The sequence below is a fragment of the Halomonas marinisediminis genome (assembly GCF_004347715.1).
GTDB lineage: Bacteria > Pseudomonadota > Gammaproteobacteria > Pseudomonadales > Halomonadaceae > Halomonas > Halomonas icarae.
In genome coordinates this window covers 1-16233 of sequence record NZ_SLTR01000029.1, presented here as the reverse complement: position 1 = coordinate 16233, position 16233 = coordinate 1, and the positions used below count along the sequence as shown (strand labels likewise).

The window sequence follows — 16233 nt, the reverse complement described above, 5'->3', positions numbered from 1 at the left end:
TGCCTCATCCCCATATGACGAAAGCGCTAGGTCACACCCCACGATCGTCACACCCCACAGCCCGCGAGACGCCATGAACGATTACCGCTCACCGCTGACCTCCTCCCAGCCGCCCGTCAGCGATGATCCGGCCGCCGGGCTGCGTGGCCTGGCGCGTCGCATGGTGGCCGACGAGCGGCTCAGCGCGGCGGCGGCGGTGCGCGCCGAGCGGGAGGCGCGGGAGGGAGATGTCTCGCTGCTGCACCATGTGATCGACTCCGGGCTGGTACCGGCCCGCGACGCAACGCTGACCGCGGCGCGTGAGTATGGCCTGCCGATCATCGATCTGGATGCCATCCGCCTGGAGACGCTGCCCAAGGCGGAGCGCTTCCCCGAGAAGATCCTGCGCAAGCTCAAGGTGCTGCCGCTGATCCAGCATGGCCATCGGTTGACGGTGGCGGTGCCCTCCCCCTCCACCCTGACCCAGCTCGACGAGCTGCAGTTCGCCACCGGCCTCTCGCCAGAGGGCGTGCTGGCACCCGAGGACCAGCTGGTGCCGGTGCTGGAGAGCTACCTGGCCAGCAGCGAGACCAGCATGCTCGACTCGCTGAAGGGCGTTGACGACGCCATCGGCGAGCTGAACTACGCCGAGGAGGATGGCAGCCGCGAGATCGACATCAACACCGATGCCCAGTCGGCCCGCGAAGATGCCCCGATCATCAAGTTCGTCAACAAGATCCTGCTCGATGCCATCAGCCGCGGCGCCTCGGATATCCACTTCGAGCCCTACGAGACCAACTATCGGGTGCGCTTCCGCATCGATGGCATGCTCCACGATATCGCCCATCCACCCTTCGCCATGCGCACCCGCATCGCCGCGCGCCTCAAGGTGATGGCACGCCTGGATATCTCCGAGCGCCGCCTGCCCCAGGATGGCGCCATCAAGCTCAAGCTCTCCCAGACGCGCTCCATCGACTTTCGCGTCAACTCGCTGCCCACGGTCTATGGCGAGAAGCTGGTACTGCGGATCCTCGACCCCAGCTCGGCCCAGATCGGCATCGAGCAGCTCGGCTTCACCCCCGCGCAAAAGGCGATGTACGAGACGGCGCTCAGCCAGCCCCAGGGCATGATCCTGGTCACCGGCCCCACCGGCAGCGGCAAGACGGTGACGCTCTATACCGGCATCAATATCCTCAACGAGGTGGAGCGAAATATCTGCACCGCCGAGGACCCGGTGGAGATCAAGGTGCCCGGCGTCAACCAGGTCAACGTGCTGCCCAAGATCGGCCTGGACTTCGCCAGCGCCCTGCGCGCCTTCCTGCGCCAGGACCCGGATGTGGTGATGGTCGGCGAGATCCGTGACCTGGAGACCGCCGAGATCGCCGTCAAGGCCTCCCAGACCGGCCACCTGGTGCTCTCCACCGTGCACACCAACTCCGCCTCGGAAACGCTGTCGCGCCTTGCCAACATGGGCCTGGCCGCGTTCAATATCGCCAGCTCCGTCAGCCTGATCATCGCCCAGCGCCTGGCACGGCGGCTGTGTGACCACTGCAAGCAGGCGGCCGACATCCCCCGCGAAGTGCTCGAGGAGCAGGGCTTCAGCGCCGAGGAGATCGCCACCGCGACCATCTTCGAGCCGGTCGGCTGCAAGCACTGCACCAAGGGCTTCAAGGGGCGCGTGGGCATCTACGAGGTGGTGCCGATCAGCAACGCCATGAGCCACCTGATCATGAAGAGCGGCGACTCTCTGGACTTCGATCGTCAGGCCCGCCAGGAGGGCCACCCCGATCTGCGCCGCAGCGCCCTGCTCAAGGCGATGCAGGGGGTGACCAGCCTGGCGGAAGTGTTCAGGGTGACGAAGGATTGACCAAGGGGTGAGGAACGAGGGGCGAGGAACGAGGACAACAGGGTGGGAGGCCGGGTCCCCCGGGCGACTAGAGGCCGAAGGCCTCCCGAAAATGTCGCCAACGAGGGGTAACCAGTCACAACAACGCGTAGACGCAGGAACAGGGATCTCGAATGGCGACGGCAAAGAACACCAGGGCAGGCCAGAAGGCCAAGGCGAGCCAAAAGACCAAGCTCTACCGCTGGAACTGGACCGGCAAGGGGCCTAACGGGCGCAAGATGAAGGGCGAGGTGGTCGCCACCAAGCGCCAGGAGGTCGAGAAGGTCCTCGCTGGCCAGAACATCATCGTCGGCAGCGTGCGGCGCAAGAGCGGCATCGGCGGTGGCATGGGCAAGATCAAGCCCCGCGATATCATGCTGTTCGCCCGCCAGATGTCGACCATGATCCGCTCCGGTGTACCCATCCTGCAGGCCTTCCAGGTGGTGGCGGAGAGCATGAAGAAGCCCGCCATGAGTGCCCTGGTGCAGGAGCTGATGAACGATGTCAGCGCCGGTGCCAGCTTCTCCGAGGCCATGCGCCGCTACCCCCAGCACTTCGACAGGCTGTTCTGCAACCTGGTGGCGGCCGGCGAGCAGTCCGGCTCGCTGGACCGCATGCTCGACCGCGTGGCCACCTACAAGGAGAAGGTCGAGGCCCTCAAGAGCCGGGTGAAGAAGGCGCTGTGGTACCCCGCCGCGGTGATCAGCGTGGGCCTGGGCGTCACCGCCCTGCTGCTGGTCAAGGTGGTGCCGCAGTTCGAGAGCCTGTTCCAGGGCTTCGGTGCCGAGCTGCCGGCGATGACCCGCATGACCATACAACTCTCCGAATTCGCCCAGCAGTACTGGTGGTGGGGCGTGCTCGGCATCGTCGCGCTGGTATTCTTTATTCGCAACGGCATGAAGCGTTCGGAAGCCTTCGCCTACCGGGTGCATGCCTGGTCGCTGAAGGTCCCGGTGATCGGCCAGATCCTCGATAAATCCGCCGTGGCGCGCTACTCGCGCACCCTGGCCACCTCCTTCGGAGCCGGCGTACCGCTGGTGGAGGCGCTGAATACCGCCGGCGGTGCCACCGGCAACAAGGTCTACGAACGCGCCGTGGAGGAGGTTCGCGAAGAGGTCTCCACCGGCCAGCAGCTCAACTTCGCCATGCGCATGACCGAGAAGTTCCCACCGCTGGCGGTGCAGATGGTCGGCATCGGCGAGGAGGCCGGCTCGCTGGACGCCATGCTCAACCGCGTGGCGGACTACTACGAGGAGGAGGTCGACAATATGGTCGACACCCTCACCTCGCTGCTCGAACCCTTTATCATCGTGGTGCTCGGCGTGCTGGTCGGCGGCCTGGTCGTCTCCATGTACCTGCCGATCTTCCAACTGGGCTCCGTTATCTGATGCTGCCGGCGCACCCAGTTGGGGTCAGACCCCGGCGGTAACACTGGTGGGCAGGCAAAGCTGGGAACACTTGTGGGAGGCAAAGCTGGGAACACTGGTGAGCAGGCGAAGGTGGTAACACTTGTGGGCAGGCGAAGGTGGTAACACTGGTGGGAGGCCGGGTCCCCCGGGCGAAGGAGCCGAAGGCTCCCAATGGAAGCTACCGGCCTTCCTAACGCCACAGGGGCGCCTGACGGCGCCATTCGCCCGGCACAGCCGGCCTCCCACCATGCATCACCTGCCACCCACCATGCATCACCTGCCACCCACCATGCACCGCCTGCCTCCCACCAGTCTCCGCCTGCTAAACAGATTCACACTGAAGTGTAATTAACCAAGGATTTGTCAGTGCTGCACCTCCCCCCTACCCTGCTCATCCCCCTGGCGGCCTTTATCGGCCTCTGCCTGGGCAGCTTCCTCAATGTGGTGATCGCCCGCCTGCCGGTGATGCTGATGCTTGGCTGGCGAGCCGAGGCCCGCGAGGCGCTGGAGCTCCCCGAAGAGCAGCAGGAGACCTTCAACCTGATGACGCCGCGCTCCATGTGCCCCAGCTGCGAGACGCCCATCGCCTGGCACGACAATATCCCGGTGCTCGGCTGGCTGAAGCGTCGCGGGCGCTGCGCTCACTGTGCCACCCGCATCAGCCCCCAGTATCCGCTGGTGGAGCTCGCCGGCGGCGCGCTCGCCGTGGCCGTGGTCATGCTGTTCGGCGCCACCTGGCAGGGGCTGTTCGTGCTCGGTGCCTGCCTTTCACTGCTCGCCATGGCGGCGATCGACCTGCGCACCCAGCTGCTTCCCGATGCACTGACTCTGCCGCTGCTGTGGGCGGGCCTGCTCTATCAACTGCTGTTCCAGCCACTGCTGCTGCCCAGTGCAGTGATCGGCGCCATGGCGGGCTACCTAGTGCTGTGGAGCTTCTACTGGGCCTTCAAGCTGATCACCGGCAAGGAGGGCATGGGCTACGGCGATTTCAAGCTGCTCGCCGCCCTGGGCGCCTGGATGGGCTGGCAGTATCTGCCGCTGCTGCTGATTCTCTCCGCCGGGATCGGCGCGGTGCTGGGCATCCTGATCCAGCTCGCCATCCCCAGGCTGCGCGGCGCCCCGATGCCCTTCGGCCCCTATCTCGCCCTTGCCGGCTGGATCGCCCTGCTCGGCGGCGAACCGCTAATGGCGGTGTATAGCCAGTTCTTCTTGCTATAACCTTGACTTGGGGTTGAACTGGGGTCAGACCCCGGGGTTTGGGGTCTGACCCCAATCTATAACAGATTGAGCCGACTTCGACATGCCCGTGGCTCGGAAACAGCCCCACAACACCGCCAGCAGAAATGCGAACATCATGGTGCCGCTGTTATGGGCCAGGAAGGCCTGGGATAGGCCGAAATCGATATACGCCACCGGCAGCAATACCCCGGCAATCGCCAGGCTGCGCCGCTCGAGGTTCTGGCTCGCCATCTGCCGGACAAAGAAGCGCATCGGCATCAGATAGAGGGCCAGCAAGGCCAGCAGGCCGAACACGCCCCGCTTGACCAGCTCGTTGAGAAACTCGTTGTGCGGGTGGCCGTACTTCTTCGCCACCCTGGGGTGCACGATATCCTGCTCTCCCAGGGCCTGCATGGCGCGGCGATAGCCGTTCTCACCCCAGCCGGTCAGCGGCTTCTCCATGATTAAATGTGTGGCCCCCTTCCACATCTCGAAGCGGGCGCCGAGCGAACTGGTACGACTCTCGCCCTCCACATAGCGTTCTATATCATTGAACGCCATAAAGACACGGTGCTGAACACCGGTCTGCGGTAGGGCATACATCAACGCCCCACCGCCGATCACGATAGCCAGCGCGGCAACCTTGAGCCCAAAAGAAAGGTGCCGCCCATAGCCCCGGTAGAGCACCAGCAGGATAAAGGGGATGCCGACCCAGCCGCCACGGCTACCGGAGAACAGTGAGCCCAGTACACCGCATAGGGCCCCCACCGCCATCAAGCCAAGCCAAAGGTGACGGTGACGCTGCACATACGCCCAGCCAAGTCCCGCCAGGCAGAGGATGCCCAATAGCATGCTCAGGTTGCCGAACTGGATCACGTAAGTATAGCCCGTCGCACGATCCACGCCCGCCACCAGCTTCTGCCAACCGGCCCAGCTACCGGCACCGATCGCACCGATGGCCAGACCACTCCAGAGCCAGCTCAACCGAGGTGGATAGGCCATGACCAACAGCATCGCGGGAATCGCCAGAACGAAGCGAATAGGCTTGTCGACACCTGACCAGCTCTGACTATCCGACCAGGCCGCGGCGATCCGTATCCCCGCATAGAGGGTCAAGGCCGCCATGATGGCCAGGTCACGGCGATCCAGACCCAGTGAGGGCCGCTTGATTACCAGCACCACGCTGCCCAGCAGCAGCATCACCGCACCCAATGAGTAGCCACTGGGCACCACCAGGGCAATCGCCCCCAGCAGGAAGACGGCAAGGCCGGTGTAGAGTTGGAGGTAAGATGGCTGGCGATGCCATGCGGGCGAAGAGGCTGAAGCGAAGACAGTAGGCATGATCATGGAGGGTGCCAAGCTCGAGCAGTCAGGAGTTCGGTAGGCCAGAAACAGAAATGGCCGGCGCAAGGCCGGCCATTCTATCACATGCCATGGGTCGATCCGCGCTACACGGCGTAGCCTTGCGGATTGGCCGACTGCCAGCGCCAGGTGTCGGCCATCATCTCGTCCAGACCCTTCTTGGCAGACCAGCCTAGCTCCTGCGCGGCCTTCGACGCATCGGCCCAGCATACGGCTAAATCTCCTTTCCGGCGTTCACCAAAAGAAAATGGCACATCCACCCCGGTCACTCGCGTGAAGCTGCCAACCATCTCAAGCAAAGAGACTCCCTGGCCGGTTTATAAGAACAGGGTATCTGAGGTCACGGCACCCACCCTGACACTGGGGGGGTGAAGCAAGCTAAACGAACTGAAAGAGCGGCGAACAAGTCGCCCATTACCATTAATAAGGGTTATTTAGTAAGCATTTGGTCCTCGGAACCCCTTGATGATGGTTAGCGCGATAATCCGAAGGTCCAGCCAGATTGACCAGTTATCGATATACCAGAGGTCGTGTTCGACACGCTTCTCCATCTTCTCGACAGTCTCCGTGGCGCCACGGAGACCATTCACCTGAGCCCATCCGGTGATTCCCGGCTTGACCTTGTGGCGCTTCATATAGGATTCCACCAGCTCCTTGTAGTAGTCGTTGTGCACCAAGGCATGCGGACGCGGCCCCACGATGGACATACGCCCTTGAAGCACGTTGTAGAACTGGGGTAACTCATCAAGCGAGGTACTTCTTAGGAAAGCGCCAAGCGGGGTGACTCGTGGGTCTCCACGGGTCGCCTGGGTGACCTGTCCACTCTCCTCGTTATGAACCTCCATCGAGCGGAATTTATAAACTTTGAAATGCTTGCCGTTCACTCCCATACGATACTGCTTAAAAAGAACGGGACCAGGAGATTGTAACTTCAACAGAACGGCAATAATGATGCAGACTGGGAGGGAAATAGTAAAGAATATTACACCGAGAACTAGGTCCTCAAGACGCTTGGTGATTCGGGCCATGCCATCGATAGGTGTCACGCTAAGGTCAATGGCAAGCCGGCCCGCCACTTCACTCATTTGATGGTTGAGCAGTCGCATGTCCTGAAAATCTGGAATAAATCGAATCTCGGCGGTCAGATCACGTAACGCAAAGAGGATGGAGCGAACAACACTACCCATTTCGAGGGGAACACATATCCACACTTCCCTTGCCCCACTTCGAGAAATACGCTGACTCAATCCATGCAGTGTCGATGTATCAGGATTGTCGGAAAGCCGCGCCACGCCGGCAATAGAGTAGCCCTCTGCTGGAGAAGCCCGCATTCCCCTCGCCACCCGAATCAGCTGATCTCCGGGGCCTACCATGAAGACGGGGCGACGCCCCAAACCACGCCGCCTAGCTTGGCGCAGCAGGAACTGAGCTAGAATTCTAGCGCCTCCGGAAATGGCGAATGAAGTAAGCAGCGTGAAGCCCACCCATAAACGAGAATAGCGATCGGCGGCATGGGCGAAATAGATGATGGACGCGGCGAGAATGGCCACCACCATCCACACCATCAGCAGCTTGCCCAGCAAGGTTGAAATTCTGGTAATCCGCCAGCGTGTGTAGGCACCTTGCATAACGTTCAGCAAAATGACCAGGAGCACCATGATGGCAATCGCGAGGGCATAACGCTCATGAAGGTCAACGGTGCCGAAACGCACCCAATACGCGACTACCCCCGCGGAGGCCAGGGCCAGTGCATCGACAACGGGAACGACAAGCTTGGCGGGATAGCGCTCGGAAAAAGCGATGGAGGACTTGCTCATATTACCTGACTTTTCTCAGTACGAGCTTTCTGGGCATGAAAGGATAAAAAACATACATTAACTATCGGCGAGCTCTGCTATGTCACCTGCCATGTCTGCCATGATGCGATCACGCCGGAACTGCTCGACAAAACCTTCGCGTGGCTGGTCTGATATCACCAGCTTGTGAAAGGCCGATATGGCGGCCTCTGGGTCGCATGGCTCGAAGACACTGACGTTGGCAATATGTTGCGCACAGAAGTCCGCTGGGAAGGCCCTGACCCCTGCCAGAATCGGCTTGCCCGTTGCGGCATACTCGAACAACTTGGAGGGTATGACTCGCGAAAAACATTCCATGTCATTCAGGTGAAGAAACAGCACATCGGCCTTGTGGTATTCCTCAATCAGCCGATCACGCTCGACAGGCGCCCTAAGCTCCACATTTGTGGTGCCCTGTTCACTAAGCCTGACCTCCAGCGCCTGTCTGCGCCCTCCATCCCCGATCAAGACAAACCAAGCCTCTTTTTCCAGCTGCTTGGCCAACTCAGGAAGAATACGATCCAGGCCTTGGCATTGCCCGATATTTCCGGCATAGAGGATTCTCAAGCGGCGTGGGCCAGGATGCAGGGAAACAACGGAACCTTCAGCTCGATCTTTCGCCTCGACCTGTTCGGCAAAGGTGTCGATAAAGAGTCGATCCACGCCGTTGCTGTGCCAGGAGAAAACCTGATCAGGAAAACGCGGGCGATAGTATCCCTCGAACCCCTTGGATACGAGATTGACCCGACTGGCACGGTTGATCGCCCAACGCTCGAGGGCAGAAAAAAACGGGATCCCCAACCAGCGAGTCCCCACCGGCAACAGGAACGGCAGGTTCTCAACGAAGATATCGCGAATATCCAAGTATAACCTGGCCGAACATTTCCTGGCGATATAGGCACCAAGCACGGCCGTCATCAGGCGTGACGAAGTGGCCATGACCAAGTCATAGCCCTTGCCGTGTACCGATAGTCTGACCTGACGGGCATAGGTCGCAAAGGCACGCGACTGATCCAGCATCCCGCTTTGATGACTGGGCAGCGCCAGGCGGCGTACCGTCAAACGTCCCGTATCATCTTTTTCAACTTGTGGGGCTTGCGTCGCAAAGCCGGCATAGCGATTGGGCGCCGTCGTCAGGATCTCGAGATGTGCGTTGGCAGGAAGCCGCTCCAGCAGCGCCTGAACCAGTGCATGGCTGCGGAAAGACCCAGCCCCCAGGTCTGGCGGGTAATAGAAGGTAAGAAGCAGTAACCGAGGTCCGCTCATTTAGCCGCACGCTCCTGAATGGCTTCATTACCCAGCACGCGGTGGTAAAGCTCCAGCAAGGAAGCCTCCTGAGTTTCCCAGTTAAGCGATTGCGCTGCCTTCTCTGCATTGGCCTGGTAATGCTTGCGCATCCCTGCGTCCTGCACCAGTGTACGGATGGCGTCAGCCAGGGCCTCGGTATCGCCCGGGGGCACCAGCAGACCAAGATCATGATGCCGTACTACCTTGCTGATCTCTGGCAACTGGCTGGCCACCACCGGCAGACCCGCAATCACGTACTCGAACAATTTGTTGGAATCGGTAGTGAAGTGGTTGAGGCAGGTATTCTCGATGGGCTGCACGCCGATATCCGCCGACGCTGTGTAGGACGGAAGCTCCGCGAGTGGAACGGTAGAAATGAAATGGACACGATCAGTAAGTCCTAGATCCGCAGCCAGCTGATGCAATTCAGCCGTTTGGCGCCCTCCACCAATAAAGACGAAATATGCTTCAGGCACCTGCTTCGCGACTTCCACCAGCTTAGGAAGCCCCCTGCCTGGCTGTAGCCCGCCCTGATACAACACAATGGGCCAGGGTTCACTCAAACCTAGTTCCTCGCGAATACGATTCGAGCCCTCCACCTTTAAGAGGCGCGGGCGATTCTGCAGAACGAGGGGTCGCGGAATGCCATAGGCACGCGCGAAGAACTTGGCACGGGCGTCTGTGGTAGTGATAGTGCCAGCCACCTTGGGCATGATGCGTTTCTCCAGCCACCCCACCATACCGCGGAAGGCCTTGTACCCTTCCCGGTCCGTGCTGATCTCATGAGCATCATAAATGAGTGGTACCCGAGCAAGCTTGGCCGCCAACCATGCCGTCGGCAGCACATTAACGTCATGGGCATGGATCGCGGCTGGCCGAGAGCGCACCAACTGAATGGCGAGCCCCGCATGCGTCCATAGCCTGGCCACGAGCTTGAGCAACTGGCGTACAAAGGTTTCCGGCGGCGAAACAGCAACTTTCTGAGGTTGCTGTTTGGCCTTTTCGCTCCTTTTGGAGGCATTGCGTTCGGCTTTGAGGCACTTACGCTTGCGAAGCTTCCATAGCGGGCTGCGAGCGACTCGCACGACATTGATACCGGATGATAGAGATTCTCTATCTCTAGTCACTCCCGGTGTATGCAAGGCATGGACCACTACTTGCCAACCTTCTGCTTGGAGGGTCTCGGCTTCCTTCAGGACGCGAGCATCGTTAAGAAACTCATTCCACACAACCATCGACACTTTCATTGACATCCCGCCTAGTCAACAGACTTTTAACCACATCCCCATCACTGAATCTTAATTAACTTTTCTAGAGCCGCTTAACTCTACGATAGAAAATTTCATATAGATTATTGGAGTAAGAGGCCGTTAAATGATGCTTATCACGCCAAACCACAACATTCCCAATTACCATTGGGCAAATTTCAGAGGAGCACAATACATCATTCATATCAATCAACTCAATCCGAGGATCCATATCATGAGCGCGAAGAATAGGGTCATCCCTAATCACCTCAGAATATACAGAATAACAGCCAGGATCTTTCTCAATACACTCGGCTGGTTCTACTTGATGCTTGGGAGTATCTGCAATCGCCACCACGGAGATTCCATTTTCCAAGACTGCCGACCAAGTTTCAACAATGACATTATCAATTTCAGAGTCCGACTGATATAGCCTAGCACCAGCGGACTGTGAAAAAATAACAACATCAGGGTTTTCCTCAAGAAGGTGATCAAGCACACCATCGCCCCACCTGAAACAAGCTTCATAAGCACTGCCCCGCAGTGTTACGGGCTCTGCTAGAACGGGACAACCTGATTTTGTATGTGTCTCTACATACCAGCCATACTCTTGAGATATCCTCTCCATCGCGGGGATCCAGTTAGCCGCATGAGAATCGCCAACTAGAAAAACACTGAAACTAGACTTAGTGTTTCCTCCAAAAACACAGGGATTCAGATCAAAATCGTCAATCCTCAAGTGGCAACCTTCACGATATGCCTCTGGAATATCACGTTTAACCATTGTCAACGGCGGAAACAAATTTTCCACATCTGGGACATTTTCATCAGATAAGAGTGTCATCACTCCTTGATAAGTTTTAGATTCACCTGACCCTTCGTTCATGTCCAGATGGGATGAATTCTCAAGGGAAAAAATGAAAGCAAAAAGTACAATAACCAACGAAGAAATAGACACAGACGAGACGACAAAAGTTTTTGAAGTGCTGCCCTCTCTCCTAAAAGGATCTTCAATATAGTTCTTGCTAAACCCCGCAATGACTAAAGAAGAAATAAGAACAAGAACACCTGTCAACAAACCTATTTGATCACCGTGGAGATGTGGAACCAAGAAGACAATGATGGGCCAATGCCACAAGTAGATTGAATATGAAGCATCGCCTAAATATTGTGACACACTACTCGACAAGGCATTATATACATGACAGCTGCCATTTTCTTGTCTACCGGCAATTATTATCAATCCGCACCCCAGCACAGGAACCAAAGCATACATACCAGGGAAAGGAGTCGCTTTATCAATCCATGAGAAAGAAGTAAATATTAATATAACACCCAACAGTCTAAGAACGCGCCTGAACTTAACAAGGAAAAATGGAAAAGAATACAACGCAAGGAAGCCACCAAAAGCCAGCTCCCAGACCCTGGTGTGGGTAACAAAATATGCTTTATCTGGGCTGGCATGGGTCAGACTTAAAGAGAAATAAAATGACACCAGAATAACTGACAATGCTGTGACTATCCACACCCGCCTTGAGGAGCTTACATGACCAACCACCATAGAGGACAATATTAACATTAAAGGCCAGAAAATATAGAACTGCTCTTCAATCGAGAGTGACCAAAAGTGTTGCACTGGGCTAGGGGCGTTTTGTCCACCTAAATAGTCCACAGCTAGCCATGCCAGCTGCCAGTTCTCGACATAAAGAGCGCTGGCTAAAATTTCGTAAATGGTTTCTTGCCAGCGAGATTCAGGCAACAAGGGGAGAAATATGGTAACAGCAAACAGCACAACCATTGCTGCAGGCAGCAACCTTCTCAACCTTCGCTTATAAAATTTTAGTAGAGAAAACCTCCCCTTCTCCTCAATCTCTCTGGCAATATGACCGGTAATCAAATAGCCAGATATAACAAAGAAAACATCAACACCAGTAAATCCACCAGGCATATATTCAGGCCAAATATGGAAAAGCAAGACACCCATGACGGCTACTGCTCTCAACCCTTGTACTTCTAACTTCTTTTCCATAACCTTAACATCCTGAACACAAACGAGGTGAAATACCACGACCTGTCATCGACTTATTGAAAGCCAATGATAAAGCATGCGGTACCTTTTATACTCTTCTTTCTTCGCACTCCGAGTTGACCCTTTCAAGAAGATCAGGAAGCAAAGCGACTGCTTCAGCAAATCTCTGCCTATCACAGGCTTGTTCGAGTGCATACAAAATGGATGAAATTGCTACATCGGATAAAGATATTTCAAGAAAATCCTTCCTCTTATCTTTGCCACTTTCTATAGCTTTAAATAAAGTATCTAAGCTTTCAGAGTCATGTGGCCATGATGCACCAATAGGCTCTATGCTCCACCTTCCCCAGTTCAACAAGATAGCATCGTCATCACCGTCAGGAATCCATAACGACTCCCTATTCACATCTTGATTAACCAAGATTAAAGGCAGACGACTCAACCTCGCATTTATCTCATTGATTATTAAAAAAAGCTCATCCACCAAGGCTAGTTGCTCCGGACCGTCTACACCAGAATAAAGCTTTTTTAGAAAAGCTTCATTCACTCTCTGCCATAAAAATGGTTTGGAGCGTGTATAGAGATTCACCAGAGACTCATTGAGCTCTACCTTTAGCAACTGAAGTCTGACATTTTCTATTTTCTGCCTAGTTTCTATAGGAGAAGGTATTTTCCCTGGACGAAACTCATACACAGAGCAATAAAATTTTGCTATTTTAGCTCCACCAATCCATAAAAATGCAGGAATATTATTTTGTTGGCTCGCTAGCAATGTCGACTCATGCAGTGCGAAAGAAGTTCTGTTAACCTCATAGATCTTTATTAAATAATATTCCAAATCGCTATTCTTATAATATGAAACTTTCAGCATTGCAACATTAGAGATTGTACTCTGCAGCCACTCAGCTTGAACTTCTTTAGGATCAACCAATGTCTCTAGAACTTCGGACAAGGCTATACTGACCCAGTAACTCCTTTCGCTAAATTCCAAGAGATCCCAAACACTTCTTCTCTTCACCGATTGCTCGGTCTGCAACGACTTCCCATGAAAAAAAATTGCATTGAGCTTTGTTTTTTGTCTATATAGCGCCGCAATATCCAACACAAACTTAACCACCCTGTTGAGCACCTGTCGACTCAATAGAAGTGAAATGATAGAAAAAATTACAACAGGGGGCGTTAAATATACAAAGTCTACGACCAAAAATGCAAAAGAAACAAAGAAACCAACACCACCCATCAGCCTTAAAGAACTACTTAAACTATTAGCCAATACTTCCTTGGCACCTTCAAAAAATTCGCATACGGCAACCAAAATAATTGACATTATCAATATGTAAGAAGTTAATACAAGGACCATCTCCGAATAAATAAATAAAAGCAAGAGCAGAGAGAGCAGGACAAACACCCCACTAGCGAGAGCCCTAGAGTAGCGTTGATAAGAGGCCTCTGCTATTTCCTCCTGATTTTCAAACAAAGTCATCTTGTGACTTCTCTTCAAGAGACACAGAGTCGCTTTATTCGTGACTACTTGAATAATCTTTTCCAGCAGGATTTGGAGAAGAAAAAAGCCGATAGTTGCTATACTGAGTGCTATAATTAGAATGTCTCGATCGACTTTAGAAAATGAAGGTGGAAAGTACATCGGGACACCATCACTTCCAAGTAGTATTACAATCTTCAGCGGAAGGAAGAAAGAAAGCAACGTTGCAATTTGTGACAGAATCGTGAGTATGACTATTGTCATAGTCATAAACGGAACAACTTTGAGGAACTTTAACCCAAGAGAAAGGCCCCAGCGGGTTGAGTCTTGCATGGATTTTATCATAGCACTAACTGTAACGTGAGCCTAAAGAAGAAAACACGCAATGAACAGTATAATACCTGATTCTACGACATTGCCCAGTATATATAACACTGGAGCCATGCCAGAGAATAAGGTATCGCCTTATGTAATGACCCCCTAGTTTCTGCACACCCTACGCAACTAATGCTGGGTGTGCTCGGGGTGCCACATAGCCCAAGGCCTGATGTGGCCGCTCTTCGTTGTAGTATCGGATCCAGCGTTCGATCACCACCTGGCTTGGCCCAGCGACTCGAAGCGATGGAGCCAGATGCACTCTTCCTTCAAGGAACGGAAGAAGCGCTCGACCAGCCCGTTTTGCTCCGGGGTATAGGGCGTCGTGAACTCCTGCGTGAGCCCGTAGGCCTTCACCGTCGCTGTATAGTGCCGACTACTGAAGACGAGGCCGTTGTCGGAGCGCAGGGCCAGCGGCTGATGAATGCGGCCCAGCGTGCCAAACCGATGTACCAGGGCCTCTTCCAGCGCCGCTTCAGCCGTCATGCTGCTGCCGTTGTCCGATAATCGCCAACCGAGGATCTCCCGCGTACAACAATCAATGATCACCGCCAGGCTGGCCCGCCGATCCTTGCCGCGCCACACGTGCGTGAGATCTGTCGCCCAGCGCTCATCAGGCCGTGACGCAACGGACGGTAGGCTCTTGGCACGCGGGCGGAAGCCCTGCGGCCGCTTGCGCACCTGCCAGCCTTTCAACTGCAGGATGCGTTGTATTGGCTTACGGTTCTCACCCAAAACACACGCCAGGCGGCGATAGCCATAGGTGGGGAACCGCTCCAGGGCCAGCTTCACCCGTGCCGTCAGATCGGCATTGATGACACGCTGCCGCGGCTTGGGCCGGTAGTACAGGCTTCGCCGGGGCGATGACTGTCAAGCTTGTTGGAACCTGGAATCAGGCGGCTTCTAATCGCTGATCCTTTTGAACCAGCGGGTCTTCCTGGTCGGGGTTCAGCCAGACCGACCGGCGCGGTGTCCAGTTGCGGGTGGCACTGCTCCACCGCCCGGGATGCTGCCGTTTCGCCTCGGCATAGATGGCGTCTCGCCTTGCCAGCACCTCGTTATCCAGGCCGGCATGCCGCTCACCCGGGGTGACGAACCGTATGGCGCTGTGGCGGTGTTCGTGGTTGTACCACTGCACGAAGCGCGTCACCCACTGCTGCGCCGCTAACAGGCTCTCGTAGCCGTCCATCGGGTAGTCGGACCGGTACTTGCAGGTCCTGAACAGCGACTCCGAGAAGGCGTTGTCATTGGAGACCTGAGGGCGGCTGTACGACGGGGTGATGTTTAACCGCTGCAGCGTCGCCTGAAGCGTCGAGCCTTTCATGGCGGAGCCATTGACGCCCTTCTAAGTGTCAAGGAAAAAATTCAAGCAATTTGTGTTTGGCTGATTTCCCGGCCTCGCCTGCGCAGGATGTAGTAAACCTCACGCGCAATGTATCGCTTCAGGCAGCGAAGTATTTCCATCTTTGACAGGCCTTCCGTCAACCGCCGCTGTGCATAGTCCTGGGTCTTTGGGTCTACCCTAAGCCTGCCAATTGCGATGATATGCAAGGCACTATTGGCCGCTCTATCGCCACCTCTGTTGAGGCGATGGCGCTGCCGCATTCCCGACGATGCGGGAATCGGGCTCACACCACACAACGCGGAAAAGCTACTCTCAGAGTGGAGACGTTCCGGGTTGTCTCCGGCAGTAATCAGAAGCTGAGCTGCCGACTCATACCCAACACCTGTACGAGAAATAAGCTCCGGTGCCAGTTCGTCGATGATGGTCGCGATCATCACATCCAGGTCAGCAATCTCGTCACTCAGCTCCAGGTAGCGCCTCGCCAGGGATTTTAATGCAATACGATAAGCTGTCGTCACATCGCGATACCCATCGAGTTCAGGGCGCCAAGCGGCAAGGGTGCGAATGAGCTTCATTCGGGTCATTTTGCGTAGTGGGTCACGAAGAGCGTCGGGGGCTGATACGATTTGCGTCTGTATCATCTGCAATGCCACACGGCGCGCCGCAACCGCCGTCTTGCGGCACACCTTGAGAACTCGCAAGGCCTCAACCATGCCGTCGCGGGTCTTGGGCGTGACAGTACGGATACCGGCATAGGCCGCATGCGCCGCGTTCTCAGC

At 55.9% G+C, this 16233-nt stretch carries 11 protein-coding genes and 2 pseudogenes; 3 read left to right on the top strand and 10 right to left on the bottom strand.

Translation table 11 applies throughout. The annotated features are described in order from the left end of the window. The first annotated feature begins 73 nt into the window (after positions 1-73). From pilB to E0702_RS15370, 3 genes are all read left to right on the top strand, one after another. Positions 74-1846, top strand: a complete 1773-nt coding sequence (pilB, locus tag E0702_RS15380; protein WP_132045415.1) for a type IV-A pilus assembly ATPase PilB — start codon at positions 74-76, stop codon at positions 1844-1846. Between the two features lie 152 nt (positions 1847-1998). Beyond that, the gene (locus tag E0702_RS15375; RefSeq protein ID WP_132045413.1) at positions 1999-3252 is read left to right on the top strand and encodes a type II secretion system F family protein; all 1254 of its coding nucleotides are present in this window, start codon (positions 1999-2001) and stop codon (positions 3250-3252) included. A gap of 390 nt (positions 3253-3642) precedes the next feature. Further along, on the top strand, positions 3643-4491 hold the full coding sequence (locus E0702_RS15370; RefSeq protein WP_132045447.1) for a prepilin peptidase: 849 nt from the start codon (positions 3643-3645) through the stop codon (positions 4489-4491). Between the two features lie 24 nt (positions 4492-4515). On the opposite strand, the gene E0702_RS15365 is transcribed toward E0702_RS15370, so the two are convergent. The 10 genes and pseudogenes from E0702_RS15365 to E0702_RS15315 all read right to left on the bottom strand — a co-directional run. Beyond that, on the bottom strand, positions 4516-5838 hold the full coding sequence (locus E0702_RS15365) for an O-antigen ligase family protein (protein WP_306766922.1): 1323 nt from the start codon (positions 5836-5838) through the stop codon (positions 4516-4518). 101 nt (positions 5839-5939) lie between these two features. After that, the gene (locus tag E0702_RS15360) at positions 5940-6143 is read right to left on the bottom strand and encodes a GDP-mannose 4,6-dehydratase (protein ID WP_132045443.1); all 204 of its coding nucleotides are present in this window, start codon (positions 6141-6143) and stop codon (positions 5940-5942) included. Positions 6144-6287: 144 nt separating this feature from the next. After that, a complete protein-coding gene (locus tag E0702_RS15355) occupies positions 6288-7670 on the bottom strand; it encodes an undecaprenyl-phosphate glucose phosphotransferase (protein ID WP_132045411.1) in 1383 nt (460 codons plus the stop codon). A gap of 57 nt (positions 7671-7727) precedes the next feature. Then, positions 7728-8954 (bottom strand): glycosyltransferase family 4 protein, encoded by a 1227-nt coding sequence (locus E0702_RS15350; protein WP_132045409.1) that lies wholly within the window; start codon positions 8952-8954, stop codon positions 7728-7730. Then, positions 8951-10222 (bottom strand): glycosyltransferase family 4 protein, encoded by a 1272-nt coding sequence (locus E0702_RS15345; RefSeq protein WP_240721784.1) that lies wholly within the window; start codon positions 10220-10222, stop codon positions 8951-8953. Before E0702_RS15345 ends, E0702_RS15350 begins: the two co-directional genes overlap by 4 nt. A gap of 64 nt (positions 10223-10286) precedes the next feature. Further along, entirely contained in the window at positions 10287-12251 is a 1965-nt protein-coding gene (locus E0702_RS15340) for an acyltransferase family protein (RefSeq protein WP_132045407.1), read from the bottom strand. Positions 12252-12339: 88 nt separating this feature from the next. Next, on the bottom strand, positions 12340-14067 hold the full coding sequence (locus E0702_RS15335) for a hypothetical protein (protein ID WP_132045405.1): 1728 nt from the start codon (positions 14065-14067) through the stop codon (positions 12340-12342). 163 nt (positions 14068-14230) lie between these two features. Beyond that, positions 14231-14790 (bottom strand): annotated as a pseudogene (locus tag E0702_RS19970) (IS3 family transposase). 211 nt (positions 14791-15001) lie between these two features. Beyond that, positions 15002-15445, bottom strand: a pseudogene (locus E0702_RS15320) (transposase); the annotation flags it as partial. A 29-nt stretch (positions 15446-15474) separates the two neighbouring features. Then, positions 15475-16233, bottom strand: a 759-nt coding sequence (locus E0702_RS15315) for a transposase (RefSeq protein ID WP_132045399.1), incomplete at its 5' end; no start/stop codon positions are given.

Bases quoted from the DNA above. Each gene is read 5' to 3' on its own strand.
- E0702_RS15350 (WP_132045409.1), bottom strand. From the start codon at position 8,954: ATGAGCGGACCTCGGTTACTGCTTCTTACCTTCTATTACCCGCCAGAC.
- E0702_RS15355 (WP_132045411.1), bottom strand. From the start codon at position 7,670: ATGAGCAAGTCCTCCATCGCTTTTTCCGAGCGCTATCCCGCCAAGCTT.
- pilB (WP_132045415.1), top strand. From the start codon at position 74: ATGAACGATTACCGCTCACCGCTGACCTCCTCCCAGCCGCCCGTCAGC.
- E0702_RS15335 (WP_132045405.1), bottom strand. From the start codon at position 14,067: ATGCAAGACTCAACCCGCTGGGGCCTTTCTCTTGGGTTAAAGTTCCTC.
- E0702_RS15345 (WP_240721784.1), bottom strand. From the start codon at position 10,222: ATGAAAGTGTCGATGGTTGTGTGGAATGAGTTTCTTAACGATGCTCGC.
- E0702_RS15365 (WP_306766922.1), bottom strand. From the start codon at position 5,838: ATGATCATGCCTACTGTCTTCGCTTCAGCCTCTTCGCCCGCATGGCAT.
- E0702_RS15340 (WP_132045407.1), bottom strand. From the start codon at position 12,251: ATGGAAAAGAAGTTAGAAGTACAAGGGTTGAGAGCAGTAGCCGTCATG.
- E0702_RS15375 (WP_132045413.1), top strand. From the start codon at position 1,999: ATGGCGACGGCAAAGAACACCAGGGCAGGCCAGAAGGCCAAGGCGAGC.
- E0702_RS15360 (WP_132045443.1), bottom strand. From the start codon at position 6,143: ATGGTTGGCAGCTTCACGCGAGTGACCGGGGTGGATGTGCCATTTTCT.